General features: G+C 52.6%; 20 protein-coding genes. All 20 read right to left on the minus strand.

The annotated features are described in order from the left end of the window. Positions 1-76: 76 nt before the first annotated feature. Positions 77-619 (minus strand): alpha/beta hydrolase YcfP, encoded by a 543-nt coding sequence (gene ycfP / locus ED901_RS09240; protein WP_056778785.1) that lies wholly within the window; start codon positions 617-619, stop codon positions 77-79. 51 nt (positions 620-670) lie between these two features. Next, positions 671-1,699 (minus strand): beta-N-acetylhexosaminidase, encoded by a 1,029-nt coding sequence (gene nagZ / locus ED901_RS09245; protein WP_122095735.1) that lies wholly within the window; start codon positions 1,697-1,699, stop codon positions 671-673. A 75-nt stretch (positions 1,700-1,774) separates the two neighbouring features. Beyond that, complete coding sequence (locus tag ED901_RS09250; protein WP_371414300.1) at positions 1,775-2,626, minus strand: phosphotransferase; 852 nt, start codon at positions 2,624-2,626, stop codon at positions 1,775-1,777. After that, a complete protein-coding gene (gene lpoB, locus ED901_RS09255) occupies positions 2,607-3,203 on the minus strand; it encodes a penicillin-binding protein activator LpoB (protein ID WP_056778781.1) in 597 nt (198 codons plus the stop codon). The genes ED901_RS09250 and lpoB overlap by 20 nt, the downstream gene beginning before the upstream one ends. Positions 3,204-3,224: 21 nt before the next feature. After that, positions 3,225-3,593, minus strand: a complete 369-nt coding sequence (locus tag ED901_RS09260; protein WP_056778777.1) for a YcfL family protein — start codon at positions 3,591-3,593, stop codon at positions 3,225-3,227. A 9-nt stretch (positions 3,594-3,602) separates the two neighbouring features. Further along, positions 3,603-3,956 (minus strand): purine nucleoside phosphoramidase, encoded by a 354-nt coding sequence (gene hinT, locus ED901_RS09265; protein WP_056778776.1) that lies wholly within the window; start codon positions 3,954-3,956, stop codon positions 3,603-3,605. A gap of 199 nt (positions 3,957-4,155) precedes the next feature. Beyond that, the gene (ptsG, locus tag ED901_RS09270) at positions 4,156-5,589 is read right to left on the minus strand and encodes a PTS glucose transporter subunit IIBC (protein ID WP_056778775.1); all 1,434 of its coding nucleotides are present in this window, start codon (positions 5,587-5,589) and stop codon (positions 4,156-4,158) included. A 337-nt stretch (positions 5,590-5,926) separates the two neighbouring features. Then, positions 5,927-6,721 carry a metal-dependent hydrolase gene (locus tag ED901_RS09275; RefSeq protein WP_122095736.1) on the minus strand — a complete coding sequence of 265 codons (795 nt, stop codon included), beginning with the start codon at positions 6,719-6,721 and terminating at the stop codon, positions 5,927-5,929. Positions 6,722-6,753: 32 nt separating this feature from the next. Continuing rightward, positions 6,754-7,773 (minus strand): DNA polymerase III subunit delta', encoded by a 1,020-nt coding sequence (gene holB, locus ED901_RS09280; protein ID WP_122095737.1) that lies wholly within the window; start codon positions 7,771-7,773, stop codon positions 6,754-6,756. After that, entirely contained in the window at positions 7,770-8,423 is a 654-nt protein-coding gene (tmk, locus tag ED901_RS09285) for a dTMP kinase (RefSeq protein ID WP_122095738.1), read from the minus strand. Before tmk ends, holB begins: the two co-directional genes overlap by 4 nt. Further along, positions 8,413-9,438, minus strand: coding sequence for an endolytic transglycosylase MltG (gene mltG, locus ED901_RS09290; protein WP_056778769.1), 1,026 nt, complete (start codon positions 9,436-9,438; stop codon positions 8,413-8,415). The genes tmk and mltG overlap by 11 nt, the downstream gene beginning before the upstream one ends. Before the next feature lie 14 nt (positions 9,439-9,452). Further along, a complete protein-coding gene (pabC, locus tag ED901_RS09295) occupies positions 9,453-10,250 on the minus strand; it encodes an aminodeoxychorismate lyase (RefSeq protein WP_122095739.1) in 798 nt (265 codons plus the stop codon). Between the two features lie 211 nt (positions 10,251-10,461). Then, a complete protein-coding gene (fabF, locus tag ED901_RS09300) occupies positions 10,462-11,703 on the minus strand; it encodes a beta-ketoacyl-ACP synthase II (RefSeq protein WP_072158133.1) in 1,242 nt (413 codons plus the stop codon). A 101-nt stretch (positions 11,704-11,804) separates the two neighbouring features. Further along, entirely contained in the window at positions 11,805-12,041 is a 237-nt protein-coding gene (acpP, locus tag ED901_RS09305) for an acyl carrier protein (protein ID WP_015690190.1), read from the minus strand. 153 nt (positions 12,042-12,194) lie between these two features. After that, on the minus strand, positions 12,195-12,929 hold the full coding sequence (fabG, locus tag ED901_RS09310) for a 3-oxoacyl-ACP reductase FabG (protein WP_122095740.1): 735 nt from the start codon (positions 12,927-12,929) through the stop codon (positions 12,195-12,197). 12 nt (positions 12,930-12,941) lie between these two features. Further along, on the minus strand, positions 12,942-13,871 hold the full coding sequence (gene fabD / locus ED901_RS09315; protein WP_122095741.1) for an ACP S-malonyltransferase: 930 nt from the start codon (positions 13,869-13,871) through the stop codon (positions 12,942-12,944). 18 nt (positions 13,872-13,889) lie between these two features. After that, positions 13,890-14,843 (minus strand): beta-ketoacyl-ACP synthase III, encoded by a 954-nt coding sequence (locus tag ED901_RS09320; protein WP_122095742.1) that lies wholly within the window; start codon positions 14,841-14,843, stop codon positions 13,890-13,892. 6 nt (positions 14,844-14,849) lie between these two features. Beyond that, positions 14,850-15,884 carry a phosphate acyltransferase PlsX gene (gene plsX, locus ED901_RS09325; RefSeq protein ID WP_122095743.1) on the minus strand — a complete coding sequence of 345 codons (1,035 nt, stop codon included), beginning with the start codon at positions 15,882-15,884 and terminating at the stop codon, positions 14,850-14,852. A gap of 48 nt (positions 15,885-15,932) precedes the next feature. Then, on the minus strand, positions 15,933-16,100 hold the full coding sequence (rpmF, locus tag ED901_RS09330; protein ID WP_013576249.1) for a 50S ribosomal protein L32: 168 nt from the start codon (positions 16,098-16,100) through the stop codon (positions 15,933-15,935). A 12-nt stretch (positions 16,101-16,112) separates the two neighbouring features. Further along, entirely contained in the window at positions 16,113-16,637 is a 525-nt protein-coding gene (gene yceD / locus ED901_RS09335) for a 23S rRNA accumulation protein YceD (RefSeq protein ID WP_056778749.1), read from the minus strand. Positions 16,638-16,688: the final 51 nt, after the last annotated feature.

Raw genomic sequence — 16,688 nt, forward strand, 5'->3', positions numbered from 1 at the left:
ACATCACCGGATGCTTTCTGCCGCCCATAAAAAAACCACCGCGCGGGGCAGTGGTTTTAGCGGGATATAAACATCTTCAGGCGATAGTTTTGAAGGCTTTGATCCGCTGCAAATGCGTCGAGATATCCTTGAATTTGTGGCTCTGTTTTTCGTCCCATTCCACAGGATAATAATGATGCAGTTTCTCGGCCGTCTTGCTGCTGTCGAGCACGCCGTCTTCGCGGGACAAAATCACCAGGCAGCGGTCGCGGTTTTTCTCACGAAAATCGCTGATGCACTTGGTGGCAATGTCTTCATACTCTTCGGGACGATCAATCTTTCCGGCCATATTATCCTGCGGAGATAAATTCGGATTGAACATCACCTGGCGGATACCGCACAGGAAACCAATGCGCTCCGCCCAGAACCCCCCGAGGCCGACGCCGCAAATCAGCGGGTGCGGATCCTGCGTTTCATGCAGCACTTTATCGACTTCTTTCAGCAGATGCTGCATGTCATGGCGTGGATGCAGCGTGCTGTAACTGATAAAGCGCACGTCCGGGTCAATAAACTGAAGCTGTAAAACCTTCTCGTGGTTACCGGGGCTGGTTGAATCGAAACCATGCAAATAGATAATCATCGTTTACCTCATCCTGAATGTGCGTTGACACCCTCTGCGGTCCGAAAACCGTTACCGGGCAGCCTGTTTGTGTTCCTGCCAGCGGGCATCGAGCGCCGTTAAGTCACGGTTTGCCTGCTGCCAGCGGGTTGAATTGAGCAAATCCTGACGGGCCTCTTTTCCACTGTACCGGCCGCGATGATACAACTGCGCAACACGCTCTGCGTTGACCGGCGACAGGTTATCGAGCACGCTGACCGCGCCCTGACGGTTGTTACAGGCAAGGATCATATCGCAACCCGCATCCAGCGAAGCCTGTGCCCGCTCCGGATACGTGCCCATGATGGCCGCGCCTTCCATCGAGATGTCGTCAGAGAAAATCACGCCGTCAAACTTCAGTTCCTTGCGTAAAATTTCCTGTAACCAGTAAGGCGAACCGCTGGCCGGTCGTGGATCGGCCTGGGTATAAATCACGTGCGCAGGCATGACCGCATCCAGCAATTTACGCTGGTTGAGCTGACGGAAAATCGCCATATCGTGTTCGCGGATTTCTTCCAGCGGACGATCGTCACGCGGTGTCTCTTTATGAGAGTCAGCGCTGACCGCGCCATGCCCCGGGAAATGTTTGCCGGTGGTTTTCATACCGGCAGAATGCATACCGAGAATATAGCGTTCGGCCATTTCCAGCGCTTTTTGCGGCTCTGCGTGGAAGGAACGTTCACCAATGGCGGCGCTGATATGTCCGATATCCAGCACCGGTGCAAAGCTGATGTCGATATCCATCGCAATCATTTCAGATGCCATCAGCCAGCCGCTTTCCTGCGCCAGCCGCCCCGCTTCCTGCGGCGCATTCAGCGCGGCAAAAGATTGTGCGGCAGGCAGACGGGTGAACCCGTCACGAAAACGCTGCACGCGGCCGCCTTCCTGATCCACCGCCAGCACCAGCCGGTCGTGCGAAGCCGCACGGATCTGACGGATCAGTTCATGCAACTGCTCGACGTCATGATAGTTACGGGTAAATAAAATCAGCCCGCCAACCAGCGGATGCTGCAAAATTTCACGTTCTTCGGCATCCAGCTCATAGCCAGCCACATCCAGCATTACAGGTCCCAACAAGATGGCCACTCCTTTTCATTCAATTCAGATAAGCGATTCAGCATTCATCACAGGCGCAGTTCAACGCTGGCGGTGCAGCGGCTGCGCCCATTCACAATATTTCTGCTCGCCGGTTTGCTGCCAGCGCACTTCAAACCACATCAGCATCAGGTAATCCACCCAGGGTAACCAGCGGTTTACCTGCTGCTGTAAAAGCGTTAAATCCCGATAACCGCCCGCGGACACGTAACGCTGTAAAAACGCGCGCTGTTGAGCAAAACTCCAGCCGTTGCCCCGAATAATGGCAGCCAGCTCCAGCGCGATATCGGCGTCAGCGGCGTATTCCCAGTCAATCAGCCGCAGCCCCTGCGGCGTTGCCAACACGTTGCCGGCGTGAATATCCATGTGAACCAGGGATAACCGCAGCGGCGCGGGAGGCGGCGTACACATCATCTTTTTATGCCATCGCAACCAGTGCGGCGTCAGACGACGGCGGTCCACGTGCTGCCAGTAACGGGCAAACTGCTGATGTAAATTCAGCCGGTAACCCGACAGAGGCAACTGATGCAGTAACACCAGACTCTCACTCAGCGCCTGCTGCCCGGCCGTGGCGGCAAAAGCCTGCCCGGTCAGCGGTGTGCCGTTGATCCAGTCCACCAGCAACCATGGCGGTGAATAAAGTCTGACACAGGGGCCGGGATAATGCCGGGCGATATGCCGCAAAACACGATGTTCGCGGCGTCTGTCCGCTCCGGAAATCTGACGATCAGGTGACTGATATCGCGCCAGTAAATCACCGGCAGGAGAGCTGATTTTCCAGCTCTCCCCCGTCAGACCGGCCACCGGCGACAAATGAAAACCGGCGGTTTTCACCGCCGGACAATGCTGTTCAATCAGTTGCTGTAATTGCGCGTTAATTCTGAACGGCGCCACGGCCAGACCAGACAATTTCACCGCTCGGCGCGGTAATCAAACGCATGGACATGGTCGGTGATTTCACATCACCGCTCACCGTGCTGTAGAGCACGTACTGCGCTTTGACGATATTGGCCAGACCGATGGCCTTGCTGACTGACGCCAGGCTGTCATCCGGCGATAACCCCAGCGATTGTTTGGCAGAAGCCAGCTGTTCAGCCGGGATCACCTGGAAGGTCGTGTTGTTCGCCAGCGCCGTGCGTAAAGCATCGGTGGCTTTGGCGGTTTGCAATGAGCCGTTGGTGCTGTTTTTCACACTGTCGACCAGCAGAACACTGCCTGACTGAACGCCATCTGCTTTCAGCATTTTCGCCAGCATAGGTTGAACAGTGGCTGTCCAGTCGATGTTGGCAAACTTAGGAGGCTGAGGAACAGGAGGAACGGTCGGTTGCTCTGGCACCGGCGGATTTACCGGCGGCTGAGGCTGCTGCGGTTGCTGGGGTTGTTCCGGCTGCTGTGGCTGTTGCTGGTTTGGCAATGTACAACCGCCGAGGATCAATGCGGCCATTGCCACAATGAGGAAATACTTTTTCATCAACCTACTCCGTCGAGAACATTAGAGATAAAGGTAAAGACGCACGCTGTCCGCATCAAGATTACCATTCAGGGAACTGACTTCCAGACTGCTGTTGGCAGGCACGGTGACCGTTCGGGGCTCGGCAACGGGCAGTAAATCCAGCCCTTGCTTGTCGTACCAGAAGAAACGGTAATGCAACGTCACGGCGTGCGGCTGGTTGTTATTGAGCGTACTGGTAGCTTGCTTTTGTCCACCGGATTCACCGACAGAGGGCGAACTGGGGATAATCCCCGCCGTCAGCACGGGCGATTCCATGACCACTTTTTGTTGATTATTCAGCGCAATGCCCGGACGACTGCTGCAACCTATCAACAAAAGTACCGGCAATATTGCCATCAAAAATCGCATTTTTTATCCTTACTGACGTGACAGCAATGGACCCAGCGCGCGGCCACCGACCAGGTGCATATGAATATGATAAACCTCCTGCCCGCCGTCACGGTTGCAGTTCACGATCAGGCGATAGCCGCTTTCAGCAATCCCTTCCTGCTCTGCAATTTTCGCCGCCACGGTCATCATGCGGCCAAGCGCTGCTTCGTGCGTGGCATCCACATCATTCATGGTCGGGATCAGCACGTTCGGGATAATCAGAATATGGCTGGGTGCCTGAGGAGAAATGTCGCGGAACGCGGTGACCAGTTCATCCTGATAAACCACATCGGCAGGAATTTCACGGCGGATAATTTTGCTGAAAATTGTCTCTTCGGCCATCTTAACTGTCCTTAACAAAGTAAAAAGCGATGTACGCAGTATGGGTCAGAATTTCCATTCCTTTCAACCTGATTACGCTTTTAGCTGCTTAATTGCCGCAGAAAGCGCCAGCGTAAGCCCGCGCGCGCCCTTGCCTTAAATCGCAGGCATGAAAAAAGGAGGCCGAAGCCTCCTTTCTCAGAACAGGTACCGCTCAGCATTAATGGCTGCGCATGTACTCATCCATATCGGTTTTCAGGTTGTCAGACTTGGTACCAAAGATTGCCTGAACACCAGAACCTGCCACAACCACACCGGCTGCACCCAGTTTTTTCAGGCCAGCCTGATCAACTTTGGAAATATCAGCCACGCTGACACGCAGACGGGTGATACAGGCATCCAGGTTGGTGATGTTGTCTTTGCCGCCGAAAGCCTGAACCAGAGACGCAGACATTTCTGAACCGCCCTGAGTCGTGGTTTCGCTTGCAGAGTCTTCACGACCTGGCGTTTTCAGATCCAGTTTGGCAATCAGGAAACGGAAGATGCTGTAATAAACTACCGCATAAACCGCACCGACCACAGGGAACAGCCAGATGCGGCTGCTGTTGCCGCTCAGCACGATGAAGTCGATCAGACCGTGTGAGAAGCTGGTGCCGTCACGCATCCCCAACAGGATACAGATTGGGAACGCCAGACCTGCCAGAATCGCGTGGATCACATACAGGATCGGCGCAACGAACATGAAGGAGAATTCGATTGGCTCAGTGATACCGGTCAGGAACGCAGTCAGTGCAGCGGAGATCATGATGCCGCCGACTTTTGCACGGTTCTCAGGTTTCGCTGAGTGCCAGATAGCCACAGCAGCTGCCGGCAGGCCGTACATTTTGAACAGGAAGCCACCGGACAGTTTACCCGCAGTCGGGTCACCCGCCATGTAACGTGGGATGTCGCCGTGGAACACCTGGCCCGCAGAGTTCACGTACTCGCCGATTTGCATCTGGAAAGGAACGTTCCAGATATGGTGCAGACCAAACGGAACCAGTGCGCGTTCTACCACGCCATAGATACCGAATGCCACTACCGGGTTCTGGTAAGCAGCCCATTGGGAGAAGGTTTGGATCGCGCTGCCGATAGGAGGCCAGATGAAGGACAGAACCACACCCAGAATAATCGCCGCCATACCGGAAATGATTGGCACAAAACGTTTGCCCGCGAAGAAGCCCAGATATTCAGGCAGCTTGATGCGGTAGAAACGGTTGAACATGTATGCCGCAATCGCACCGGAGATAATACCGCCCAGTACGCCGGTGTCCGCCAGATGGCTGGCTGCAATTTCTTCAGCCGGTAAATGCAGAACCAGTGGAGCCACAACCGCCATGGTTTTGACCATGATGCCGTATGCCACAACTGCCGCCAGTGCAGAAACACCGTCGTTGTTCGTAAAGCCTAAAGCAACGCCGATAGCGAAGATCAGAGGCATGTTAGCGAAGACTGAACCACCAGCCTCGGCCATGACATGAGAAACGATCAGCGGAAGCCAGCTAAAGTTTGCAGAACCGACGCCAAGCAGAATACCTGCGATTGGCAGTACGGAGACTGGCAACATCAGCGATTTACCGACCTTCTGAAGGTTTGCAAACGCGTTCTTAAACATAATTGAGTGTGCTCCTGAGTAATGATGCTTTTTGATACTTCATGCGGTGTAGCCTGATAACTCACCGCGTAGCAAGCGGTCTGAAACCCCGTTGCCGTCGGGTGTCTGAGCACCCCTTTTAATTTTTACGCAGGGTAAAATAAATCCCTTTGTTAATGTTTGATGGCAGTCACGTTTTTCTGAAAAATGCTGAAAAACTGGATTAAAAACCGTCACTTTCACACGAAAAATCCGAATGAGGCTTTCCCGACAACCGAAAAACGGTGCCAAGATACCTCATTCAGACGATTAATTACGAGGTGAAAAATAAATCCAGCGAATATGACTAAGCTACAGCCTAGATCAAGGAGGAAGTGTCGACATGAAATAATCGTGAAAAGTTCTGAGTTGTCGCCTCTGCCAGTTGCTCCAGACTGACGCCTTTAAGCACCGCCATGTATTCGGCAACATCACGCACGTAAGCAGGCTGATTTTCTTTTCCACGATGAGGCACCGGTGCCAGATACGGCGAGTCAGTTTCCACGAGCAGACGATCCAGCGGCACGTAGCGGGCAACCTCGCGCAAGGCTTCGGCATTACGGAACGTCACGATGCCGGAGAAGGAAATGTAAAAGCCCAGATCAAGCAGGAATTCTGCTGTCGGCAAATCTTCAGTGAAACAGTGCAGAACGCCTCCACATTCCCCGGCATTCTCTTCTTTCAGAATATCCAGCGTGTCCTGGCGTGCATCGCGGGTATGGACGATCACCGGTTTATTCAGCGCACGGCCAATGCGGATGTGCTCGCGAAAAGAGTCCTGCTGCAACTTCAGCTGGTGCGCTTCTTTCTGATAGAAATAGTCCAGACCGGTTTCGCCCATCGCCACCACTTTCGGGCTGGCCGCCAGACGGCGCAGTTCCGCAAAGTCATAACCGTCATCAATATTCAGAGGATGTACACCGCAGGAAAACGCCACATCAGGGCGATCGCCAATCAGTTGGGTCATCGCCTCATAGCCAGGCAGCGTGGTGGCGACCGCCAGCATGAATTTCACATCACGCTCACGGGCTTTTTCCAGCACGTTGTCCACGCCGGAATGCACTTCGTTGTAATCCAGGCTGTCGAGGTGACAATGGGAATCGACTAAAAACATAGTGGTTAACTCATTACGATTGAAAGTGGGGTTCAGCGCGACAGGTCAGAACTGAAGTAAGAAGGGACAACTGCGCCTTGCAACATATGTTCCCATTCGAGCAATTGTTCCGTCAGCAGCAGTTCGCGGTTTACACCTGTGATGGAGAGCAACTGCTGACGGCACTGCATCCATGCCGATACGGATTGTTGCAGTGACGCATTGGACTGCGCGCTGGCAAGCAACGCGATCAGAGGTTGCTGGTCATGATTAACGATAAACTGCGCAGCCTGTTGCTGCCATTTGATGGCATCCAGCAGCAGCGAAGCCAGCCAGCTGATGCGGTCTGCGGCATCATCATGGTTCAGCTGTGGCAGCAGAGCCAACATATCCTGCTGCTGACATTGGGTGAAAAGCTGCTGGCATAGCGCCAGACGCTGTTTCCAGCGTTCCGGCTGCAACAGTTCGAGCGCAGAAAGAGGCGCGCCCTGCGTCAGGCGTAATGCGGTTCTGACCGTTATTACATCTGCGCTGAGCTGACGGTTGATCCACTGAACCGACAAAGCTTCTTCGGGCACCGGCAGATGCCAGTAGAAACAGCGGCTGCGGATAGTTGCCAGTAACGCAGAAGGTTCACGACAGCCCAGCAGAAAATAGGTTCCGGCCGGAGGTTCTTCCAGCGTTTTGAGCAAAGCATTGGCTGCCGCTTCAGTGAGCAATTCGGTCTGCGGGATCCACACAACTTTCGCCCCGCCCTGCTGCGAATAGTTGTAGAGCGTCTCAATCAGCTGACGCACCGGATCAATACCCAGTGAGCTTTTACCCTTTTCGGGCTGCAGCACATGCCAGTCAGGGTGGTTTCCGGCGATCATCAGCTGACAGCTGTGGCATTTGCCGCAGCTTTTCTCGCCGTCTTTATGCTGACACAACAACCAGCGGCTTAGCCCGTAGACCAGCGCATCGTCGCCCATGCCCGCCGCAACATGCATCAGTACGGCGTGATGTCCCCGGCCGGTCTGATACTGTCCAATCAGCTGACGATAGGGGGCGCTAAGCCACGGATACCAGCTCATGATGCGCGACCTTGCGCCAATGATTGTTCATCGAACCAGTTTTTCAGCGTCTGTTCGATAGACGCAGTCACCTGTTCGATAGCCTGAGAGGCATCAATGGTTTTGATGCGGCTGTCCTGACCAGCAAGTTCCAGATAACGGGCACGCGTGCGTTCGAAAAACGGCAAGGCTTCCTGCTCAATACGATCCAGCTCACCACGGGCGCGGGCTCGTTGCAGGCCAAGCGCGGGTGGAAGGTCAAGATAGAGCGTCAGATCGGGACGAAAGTCACCCAGTACGGTGTCACGCAGCGAACTCATCAGCGCCGCATCGATACCCCGGCCGCCGCCCTGATAGGCCTGGGAAGAAAGATCATGACGATCCCCCACCACCCATGCACCGCGCGCCAGAGCGGGCAAGATCACCGTCTCAACCAGCTGAACACGCGCTGCGTAGAGCATCAGCACTTCAGCTTTCACGGTAGGTTTTTCACCGTCCACGCCGCGTTTAAATAAATCCCGCAGCTTTTCCGCCAGCGGCGTGCCGCCGGGTTCACGGGTAAAAACAATTTCTTCGACGCCATGTTGGCGTAACGCATTCACAACCACTTCATGAGCGGTCGTTTTGCCCGCCCCTTCAAGGCCTTCAATTACAATGAAGTTACTTTTCATTCTTATTCTTCAGAGCCTCTAAATACACGCGAACCGCCTTGTTATGATTCACAAGGTTAGTGCTGAAAGTATGCCCGCCTTTGCCGTCAGCGACAAAGTAAAGATAGGGCGTTTTTGCAGGGTGTGCCGCAGCCTGAAGAGAAGCTTCACTTGGCATCGCGATGGGCGAAGGCGGCAAACCGGAAATGACGTAGGTATTGTACGGCGTCGGCGTCTCGAGATCTTTTTTGCGAATATTGCCGGTATAACTTTCGCCCATGCCATATATGACCGTCGGATCGGTTTGCAAACGCATACCAATGCGCAAACGGTTAATGAATACCGATGCCACTTCTGCGCGTTCACCCTTGACTGCTGTTTCCTTTTCGATGATTGACGCCATTGTCACCAACTCAGCAGGCGTTTTATAGGGTAAGGCATCCGCGCGCTCCTTCCAGATATCCGCAACGGTTTTTTCCATGCGCACGTGCGCACGTTTAAGCAGCGATAAATCCGTCATGCCCGCCGTGTAGTGATAGGTATCAGGATACAACCAACCTTCGGCATTTTTCGTGTCGGTCATGCCCAGCGCTGCGGCGATCTCTTCCCCGCTTTTGCCTTTTAATTCGTGTTTAATAAACTCTGAATTATCCAGAACCTTCATCCAGTCACTGAGCTTAAAGCCTTCGACGAAACGAATGCTGAACTGCGCTTCTTTGCCACTTTTCAGCAACTCGAGCATCTGGCGCACGGTCATACCTTTCTCAAAACGGTAAGTGCCCGCTTTGAATTCACTCAGTTCAGGCTCAAGGCGCAACAACCATGGAAACCACGGATTGGGCTTCATGAGTTTTTTATCAATCAGTAATGTTTCCAGCACCACGCGCCCGGTGCCCGCTGGCAGGGTAAAAATGGTTTCGCTGCTGACGTTAATCGGACGGTCAGCGAACTGTTTCACTTTATGGTAGGAAAATGCCGCCATCCCGAGCAGGATCAGGACAATCAGGGCGAGGATTTTAGTTTTTTTGTGTGTCATGGATTGTTCACTTTTTAACAACTGTGGCGCAGGAAATCGTACAAATGTCGCGAGGAATAATGGCGTTCATCCACTTGCGTCACCGGTAATAATGGCATTAATGCGTTACAAATCAGGATCTCATCAGCATCGGCCAGTGTTTCCGGCGTTTCACTGACAATATCGACTGTCCAGTCTGACCTTGAACGTAGCTCCCGAATAATGTGCTGGCGCATAATGCCGTCCACACCGGACTGCGATAAATCCGGGGTGTAAACGCGGTTCCCCTTACGCCAGAATAAATTGGCCGCACAGCATTCCACCAGGCAACCGGAAGTGTCAACCACCAGTGCCTCATTGGCGTCCGTCTGGTCAAGATGCATGCGGATCATGACCTGTTCAAGCCGGTTTAGATGCTTGATACCGGCCAGCAATGGATTTTTGCTTAACGTGACCGGGCTTGATATGAGCTTCACGCCCTGCTCACGCCACAGGTGATAATGGGCAGGATAATCAGAGAAAGAGACAATGCGCGATGGGGCACTGCATCCTGCGGCGCTGTAACCACGCCCTCCCTGACCGCGGGTGAGGATCGCTTTCACCACGCCCTGAGCATGTCCCGACGCGGCCTGCACCATTTCGGACTCAAGTGCCTGCCAGTCAGCCTGAGTAATACTGAGGGCGCTGGCGGCTCGCTGCATGCGGGCAATGTGTAAGGGCAGAAACTGTATGACTCCCTGAATCACCCGCGCGGTTGTAAAGCACCCGTCGCCAAACTGCACCGCCCGGTCGCCTGCCAGCAATGTATTTGTCACCACACCGTTAATCCACATGGTTACACCCTCCGGGCATCAAAATTTCTGTCAGCAGAGCCTGCGGGAGCAGGCTCATCTCAGCAAGTGGAGCATTCCGACTTTACCGCACTGCAATCTGCAGCTGGCATCAACACGCATTCTGTTGAACTGCCGTTTGAGGGCGCCCTTTCACCCAGACAGCAAAAAGGCCCGATCAACGGGCCTTCTATTTCAGTCATCACCGACTGAGTCAGATTTTACGGAATACCAGTGAACCATTGGTGCCACCGAATCCGAATGAGTTACACAAGGTGTACTCCATATCTTTGACCTGACGTGCTTCGTGAGGCACGAAGTCAAGGTCACAACCTTCATCCGGATTATCCAGGTTGATGGTTGGAGGAACCGCCTGATCGCGCAGCGACAGAACCGTGAAAATGGATTCTACCGCGCCCGCAGCGCCTAACAAGTGTCCGGTCATCGACTTAGTGGAACTGACCAGCACGCGATGCGCATCCGCACCAAAGACAGATTTCACCGCCTGAGCCTCGGCTTTATCTCCCGCAGCGGTGGATGTGCCGTGCGCGTTGATATAACCCACTGAAGAGGCAGAAATGCCTGCATCACGTAACGCATTTTCCATTGCCAGCGCAGCACCTGCACCGTCTTCCGGTGGTGAGGTCATATGGAAGGCGTCGCTGCTCATGCCAAAACCAACGATCTCAGCGTAAATCTTCGCCCCACGTTTGCGGGCGTGTTCATACTCTTCCAGCACCATAATGCCTGCGCCGTCACCCAGTACGAAACCATCACGATCTTTATCCCAAGGGCGACTTGCCGCCTGAGGGTTGTCATTGCGCGTCGATAACGCACGGGCCGCGCCAAAACCACCCACACCCAAAGGGGTACTGGCTTTTTCTGCGCCGCCTGCCAGCATCACGTCAGCGTCGTTATACGCGATAATACGTGCCGCATGGCCAATGTTGTGTACGCCAGAAGTACAGGCTGTAGCAATAGAAATGCTCGGTCCACGCAATCCAAACATAATGCTCAAATGGCCTGCGATCATGTTTACGATGGTGGAAGGAACGAAGAAAGGACTGATTTTGCGTGGTCCGCCGTTAACCAATGAGGAATGGTTTTCTTCTATCAGACCAAGCCCGCCGATACCGGAACCGATCGCCGCACCAATACGGGGCGCGTTCTCAGCCGTCACTTCAAGCCCTGAGTCTTGCATCGCCTGAATACCGGCGGTAATACCATACTGAATAAAGGCATCCATCTTGCGGGCATCTTTGCGCGGGATGAACTCTTCACAGTTGAAATCTTTAACTAAGCCTGCAAACCGTGTTGCGTAGGCGCTAGTATCAAAATGGTCGATCAGGCTAATGCCACTCTGACCGGCAAGGAGAGCGTTCCAAGTGGACTCTACAGTATTGCCGACAGGAGACAGCATGCCCAGTCCAGTCACTACAACTCGACGCTTAGACACGGGTGTCCTCCAGGGAGGGAAAAAAGTAGTAATACCGTGGGATAAAAAAAACTTAGGCGGTCAAATGACCGCCTAACTATCTAAACTTAAAGCATGTACGCTTACTGTTGGCTAGCGTTGATAAAATCAATTGCTGCCTGAACAGTAGTGATCTTTTCAGCTTCTTCGTCAGGGATCTCGGTATCAAACTCTTCTTCCAGAGCCATAACCAGCTCAACGGTGTCGAGAGAATCAGCGCCAAGGTCGTCTACGAAAGATGCAGCATTCACTACTTCTTCCTGTTTAACACCCAGCTGTTCAACGATGATTTTCTTAACGCGTTCTTCGATAGTGCTCATACTCTTAAATTTCCTATCAAAACTCGCTTTCGCGATGGTTTTCGTAGTGTATAAAATGTTGAAAAAGATGCAACTAAATCCAGGCTGTTCAAACCACGAATTTGCTCTATTTTGCGGTTTTTACCGCAAAAAACGCAAATAATTTCGTAATTTTTAAATCATGTACATGCCGCCATTGACATGTAATGTTTCACCGGTGATATAGCTGGCCTCGTCAGAGGCTAAAAAAGCAACGGCGCTGGCAATTTCTTTGGCATCGCCCAACCGGTTGGCTGGAACTGATGACAAAATGCCTGCGCGTTGATCATCTGTCAACGCCCTTGTCATATCCGTCTCAATAAAGCCGGGAGCCACGACGTTGACAGTAATGCCACGTGAAGCAACTTCACGCGCCAAAGACTTACTAAAACCAATCAAGCCAGCTTTAGCCGCCGCGTAGTTCGCCTGCCCTGCGTTACCCATGGTGCCAACAACGGAACCAATTGTAATAATCCGTCCACACCGTTTCTTCATCATAGCCCGCATGACAGCTTTTGACAGCCGAAACACTGAAGTCAGGTTTGTATCCAGGATATCCTGCCACTCATCATCCTTCATACGCATGAGAAGGTTATCACGGGTAATGCCGGCATTATTAACTAAAATATCAATTTCGCCAAATTCAGCTCGAATCGTCGTCAATACTTGCTCAATAGATGCAGAATCAACCACATTGAGCATAATACCTTTGCCGTTATCGCCTAAATATTCACCGATCGCTTCAGCACCTTTCTCGCTGGTCGCCGTGCCGATCACTTTCGCGCCGCCAGCAACCAGTTTTTCTGCGATAGCGCGGCCAATACCACGGCTGGCACCTGTTACCAGTGCAATTTTGCCTTCGAAGCTCATAATATCCTCTTTTTACTGTTCCAGCGCCGCTGTCAAGCTTGCAGTGTCGTTCACTGCGACAGCCGTCAGGGTATCAACAATACGTTTCGTCAGCCCTGTCAGCACCTTACCAGGCCCTACTTCGACCAACTGCTCTACACCCTGAGCCGCCATGAATTCGACAGATTCAGTCCAGCGTACCGGGCTGTATAGCTGACGAATTAATGCACTGCGGATCGCGTCAGGCGAGGATTCTACTTTAACATCCACGTTGTTGACCACAGAGAACTGTGGTGCACTGAAGGTAATGTTTTCAAGCGCTACGGCCATTTTATCTGCTGCTGGCTTCATTAAAGCACAGTGAGACGGCACGCTGACAGGTAACGGTAAGGCACGTTTTGCACCCGCGGCTTTACAGGCAGCCCCAGCACGCTCTACGGCTTCTTTGTTACCCGCAATCACAACCTGCCCCGGCGAATTGAAGTTCACCGGAGAAACAACCAGGCCTTGGGCAGATTCTTCACACGCTTTTGCAATGGCGTCGTTATCCAGACCGATGATGGCATACATCGCACCGGTGCCAGCAGGAACAGCTTCCTGCATCAATTTGCCACGCAGTTCAACCAGAGAAATAGCCTGTTTGAAATCCAGAACACCGGCACAAACCAGCGCTGAATATTCACCGAGGCTATGACCTGCCATCAGAACGGGTTTAGCACCGTTCTGTTGTTGCCACACACGCCAGATAGCCACGGAAGCTGCCAGCAACGCAGGCTGTGTCTGCCAGGTTTTGTTCAACTCCTCAACTGGTCCTTCTTGCACCAGCTGCCATAAATCGTACCCCAGCACCGAAGAGGCTTCGGCAAATGTTTCTGCTACAACCGGATATGCAGCGGCTAAATCCGCCAACATGCCGAGCGTTTGAGAACCCTGACCAGGGAAAACAACTGAAATATTTGTCATTTTTATGATCCTGTTAAATCAAAAACGAACCAGCGCCGAGCCCCAGGTAAAGCCACCGCCAAATGCTTCAAGCAACACTAATTGCCCGCGCTGAATTCTGCCGTCACGTACCGCTTCATCAAATGCCGCTGGCACGGAGGCCGCTGACGTGTTGCCATGACGATCCAGCGTAACCACAACTTTATCCATCCCCATGCCCAGCTTTTTCGCTGTGGCACTGATGATGCGCAGGTTAGCCTGATGCGGCACCAGCCAGTCGAGTTCGGAGCGATCCAGGTTATTCGCCGTCAGTGTTTCATCAACAATGTGCGCCAGCTCAGTGACCGCCACTTTGAAGACTTCGTTCCCCGCCATGGTGACGTAAGCAGGTTTTTCCGGCTCAGTCTGGCTTGGATACGGTAACGTCAGCAGATTGCCATAATGTCCGTCGGCGTGCATATGGGTGGAAATGATGCCTGGTTCTTCGGATGCGCCGAGCAAGACCGCACCGGCACCATCACCAAACAGAATCACCGTACCGCGATCCTGAGGATCGAGTTTACGCGACAGAACATCTGAACCGATCACAAGCGCATGTTTTACCGCACCGTTCTTGATGTACTGATCGGCCACACTCAGCGCATAGGTGAAACCTGCGCATGCAGCAGCCAGATCGAACGCTGCGCAATCCTTGATGCCCAGCATATTCTGCAACTGGCAGGCTGAGCTTGGGAATGCATGTGAAGATGAGGTTGTTGCAACAATGATTAAACCCACGTCGCTTGCGCTGACGCCGGCCATTTTAAGTGCTTTTTCTGCTGCTTGCAGGCCCATTGTGGCCACAGTCTCATCCGGAGCAGCGATACGACGTTCACGAATACCTGTGCGGGTGACAATCCACTCGTCGGAGGTATCCACCATTTTTTCTAAGTCGGCGTTGGACCGAACTTGCACGGGCAAATAGCTCCCCGTACCGAGAATCTTTGTATACATGTACGATCAGTCACTCTTGGGTAATACAGCTTCAAGGCGCGCGGCAATCCGCTGAGGGACCTGCCGCTGCACCGCCTGCACAGCCTGTTCGATAGCAACAGCAAACGCACGCTGATTTGCTCCACCGTGGCTTTTAATAACGATGCCCCGTAATCCTAACAAACATGCGCCATTATACTGGTCGGGGTTGAGATGGCTAAAACGCTTTAGCAATTTCTTCTGTAAAATCCGACCTAACCACTTCAACCACCAGGCCTTCTTGCCACCCTCTCCAGAGGATTTTAACAGTGACAAAAACATCCTTATTACACCTTCCATGGTTTTGAGCGTAACGTTTCCGACGAAACCATCACACACCATCACATCTGTCTTACCGGTCAGAAGGTCATTGCCTTCAAGATAGCCGATATAGTTGATAGAGGTGGTTTTTTTTAAAATAGCTGCGGCTTCACGGATGTTATCCAGCCCTTTGCTTTCCTCTTCACCGATGTTAAGTAAGGCAACGCGGGGGTTACTGATACCCACCACCTGCTCCGCCATTACTGACCCCATCACGGCAAACTGAACCAGCATCGTGCTGTCACACTCAACGTTAGCCCCCAGATCGAGCACCACCGTTTTACTACGCTGCTGATTGGGCAATACGCTCATCAGCGCCGGGCGCTCAATACCTTCCAGGGGTTTTACAACCAGTTTCGCTAATCCCATTAACGCGCCGGTATTTCCCGCGCTGACGCACGCCTGCGCATCACCACTTTTGATCAATTCCAGCGCCACACGCATTGAGCTTCCTTTACTGGCGCGTATAGCTTGCGACGCGCGCATGTCGCTGGTTATAACGGACTCAGCAGGAATTATCCGAATTCGTTCTAAAAGAGAAGGATCGGCTTTGGCTAAAAAAGGTGTGATGTCGTCGGGAATGCCGACCAGAAGAAGGTCTAATTCAGAATTAGAGATAAGTGCCTGCAATGAAGCAGGCACTGTGACGGATGGACCGAAATCCCCGCCCATTACATCTAACGCGAGGGTTAGACGAGTCAAGGTATCGCCTTGCTAGCACTTATCACGTGAATAAGTAGCTGGCAGATATCAGCCGATTACCTTGCGACCGCGGTAGAAACCGTCGGCAGTGATGTGGTGACGCAGGTGAGTTTCACCAGAAGTCTTGTCCACAGACAGAGTGGAAGTGGTCAGAGCATCGTGTGAACGACGCATGCCACGTTTAGAACGGGTTGGTTTATTCTGTTGTACGGCCATGGACCTTACTCCTTAAGTACTTTTCTTTAAACTCGCTAATACGGCAAATGGATTTGGTTTCTCCACCTCTGCAGGCAGTTTACCAAATACCATGTCCGCGTCGGACACTTCACAGTGTTCAGATTCATGTACCGGAACGACAGGCAGTGAAAGAATAATTTCGTCTTCAATCATCGCCAGCAGATCGACTTCGCCAAACTCATCGACTTCAATCGGCTCGTACGCTTCCGGTAATGCTTCAGCCTGTTCATCATTACGGACAGGACTAAAACAATATGTTGCGTGAACCTGGTGCTCAAACGTCTTACCACATCTCTGGCATTCCAGAGTCACAGTAACATCAGACTGACCATTAATAACGGCCAGACGAAGATTGTCGATATCAAAAGACAAAGAAGTCTGGACATCAGAGTCAACGCTCACCACTGATGCTGCTAATCGTGTCACCTGACCAGGCGTATAAACACCGGAGTAGTCTAAACGCTTTTGGGCGGTACGAATCGCATCAACGGCTAAGGGTAATTTTACTTTTTGCATAGGGCGCGCATATTAACTTTGTAACGACAGAGAGTCAAAGAAAAAGGCCTC

The sequence above is a fragment of the Rahnella sp. Larv3_ips genome, from assembly GCF_003697865.1.
Lineage (GTDB): Bacteria > Pseudomonadota > Gammaproteobacteria > Enterobacterales > Enterobacteriaceae > Rahnella > Rahnella rivi.

What these genes read in the sequence shown, in the direction of transcription:
- ycfP (WP_056778785.1), bottom strand. Translation starts at nt 619, where the DNA reads ATGATTATCTATTTGCATGGTTTCGATTCAACCAGCCCCGGTAACCAC.
- nagZ (WP_122095735.1), bottom strand. Translation starts at nt 1,699, where the DNA reads ATGCTGGATGTGGCTGGCTATGAGCTGGATGCCGAAGAACGTGAAATT.
- lpoB (WP_056778781.1), bottom strand. Translation starts at nt 3,203, where the DNA reads ATGAAAAAGTATTTCCTCATTGTGGCAATGGCCGCATTGATCCTCGGC.
- ED901_RS09260 (WP_056778777.1), bottom strand. Translation starts at nt 3,593, where the DNA reads ATGCGATTTTTGATGGCAATATTGCCGGTACTTTTGTTGATAGGTTGC.
- hinT (WP_056778776.1), bottom strand. Translation starts at nt 3,956, where the DNA reads ATGGCCGAAGAGACAATTTTCAGCAAAATTATCCGCCGTGAAATTCCT.
- ptsG (WP_056778775.1), bottom strand. Translation starts at nt 5,589, where the DNA reads ATGTTTAAGAACGCGTTTGCAAACCTTCAGAAGGTCGGTAAATCGCTG.
- ED901_RS09275 (WP_122095736.1), bottom strand. Translation starts at nt 6,721, where the DNA reads ATGTTTTTAGTCGATTCCCATTGTCACCTCGACAGCCTGGATTACAAC.
- holB (WP_122095737.1), bottom strand. Translation starts at nt 7,773, where the DNA reads ATGAGCTGGTATCCGTGGCTTAGCGCCCCCTATCGTCAGCTGATTGGA.
- tmk (WP_122095738.1), bottom strand. Translation starts at nt 8,423, where the DNA reads ATGAAAAGTAACTTCATTGTAATTGAAGGCCTTGAAGGGGCGGGCAAA.
- mltG (WP_056778769.1), bottom strand. Translation starts at nt 9,438, where the DNA reads ATGACACACAAAAAAACTAAAATCCTCGCCCTGATTGTCCTGATCCTG.
- pabC (WP_122095739.1), bottom strand. Translation starts at nt 10,250, where the DNA reads ATGTGGATTAACGGTGTGGTGACAAATACATTGCTGGCAGGCGACCGG.
- acpP (WP_015690190.1), bottom strand. Translation starts at nt 12,041, where the DNA reads ATGAGCACTATCGAAGAACGCGTTAAGAAAATCATCGTTGAACAGCTG.
- fabG (WP_122095740.1), bottom strand. Translation starts at nt 12,929, where the DNA reads ATGAGCTTCGAAGGCAAAATTGCACTGGTAACAGGTGCCAGCCGTGGT.
- fabD (WP_122095741.1), bottom strand. Translation starts at nt 13,871, where the DNA reads ATGACAAATATTTCAGTTGTTTTCCCTGGTCAGGGTTCTCAAACGCTC.
- ED901_RS09320 (WP_122095742.1), bottom strand. Translation starts at nt 14,843, where the DNA reads ATGTATACAAAGATTCTCGGTACGGGGAGCTATTTGCCCGTGCAAGTT.
- rpmF (WP_013576249.1), bottom strand. Translation starts at nt 16,100, where the DNA reads ATGGCCGTACAACAGAATAAACCAACCCGTTCTAAACGTGGCATGCGT.
- yceD (WP_056778749.1), bottom strand. Translation starts at nt 16,637, where the DNA reads ATGCAAAAAGTAAAATTACCCTTAGCCGTTGATGCGATTCGTACCGCC.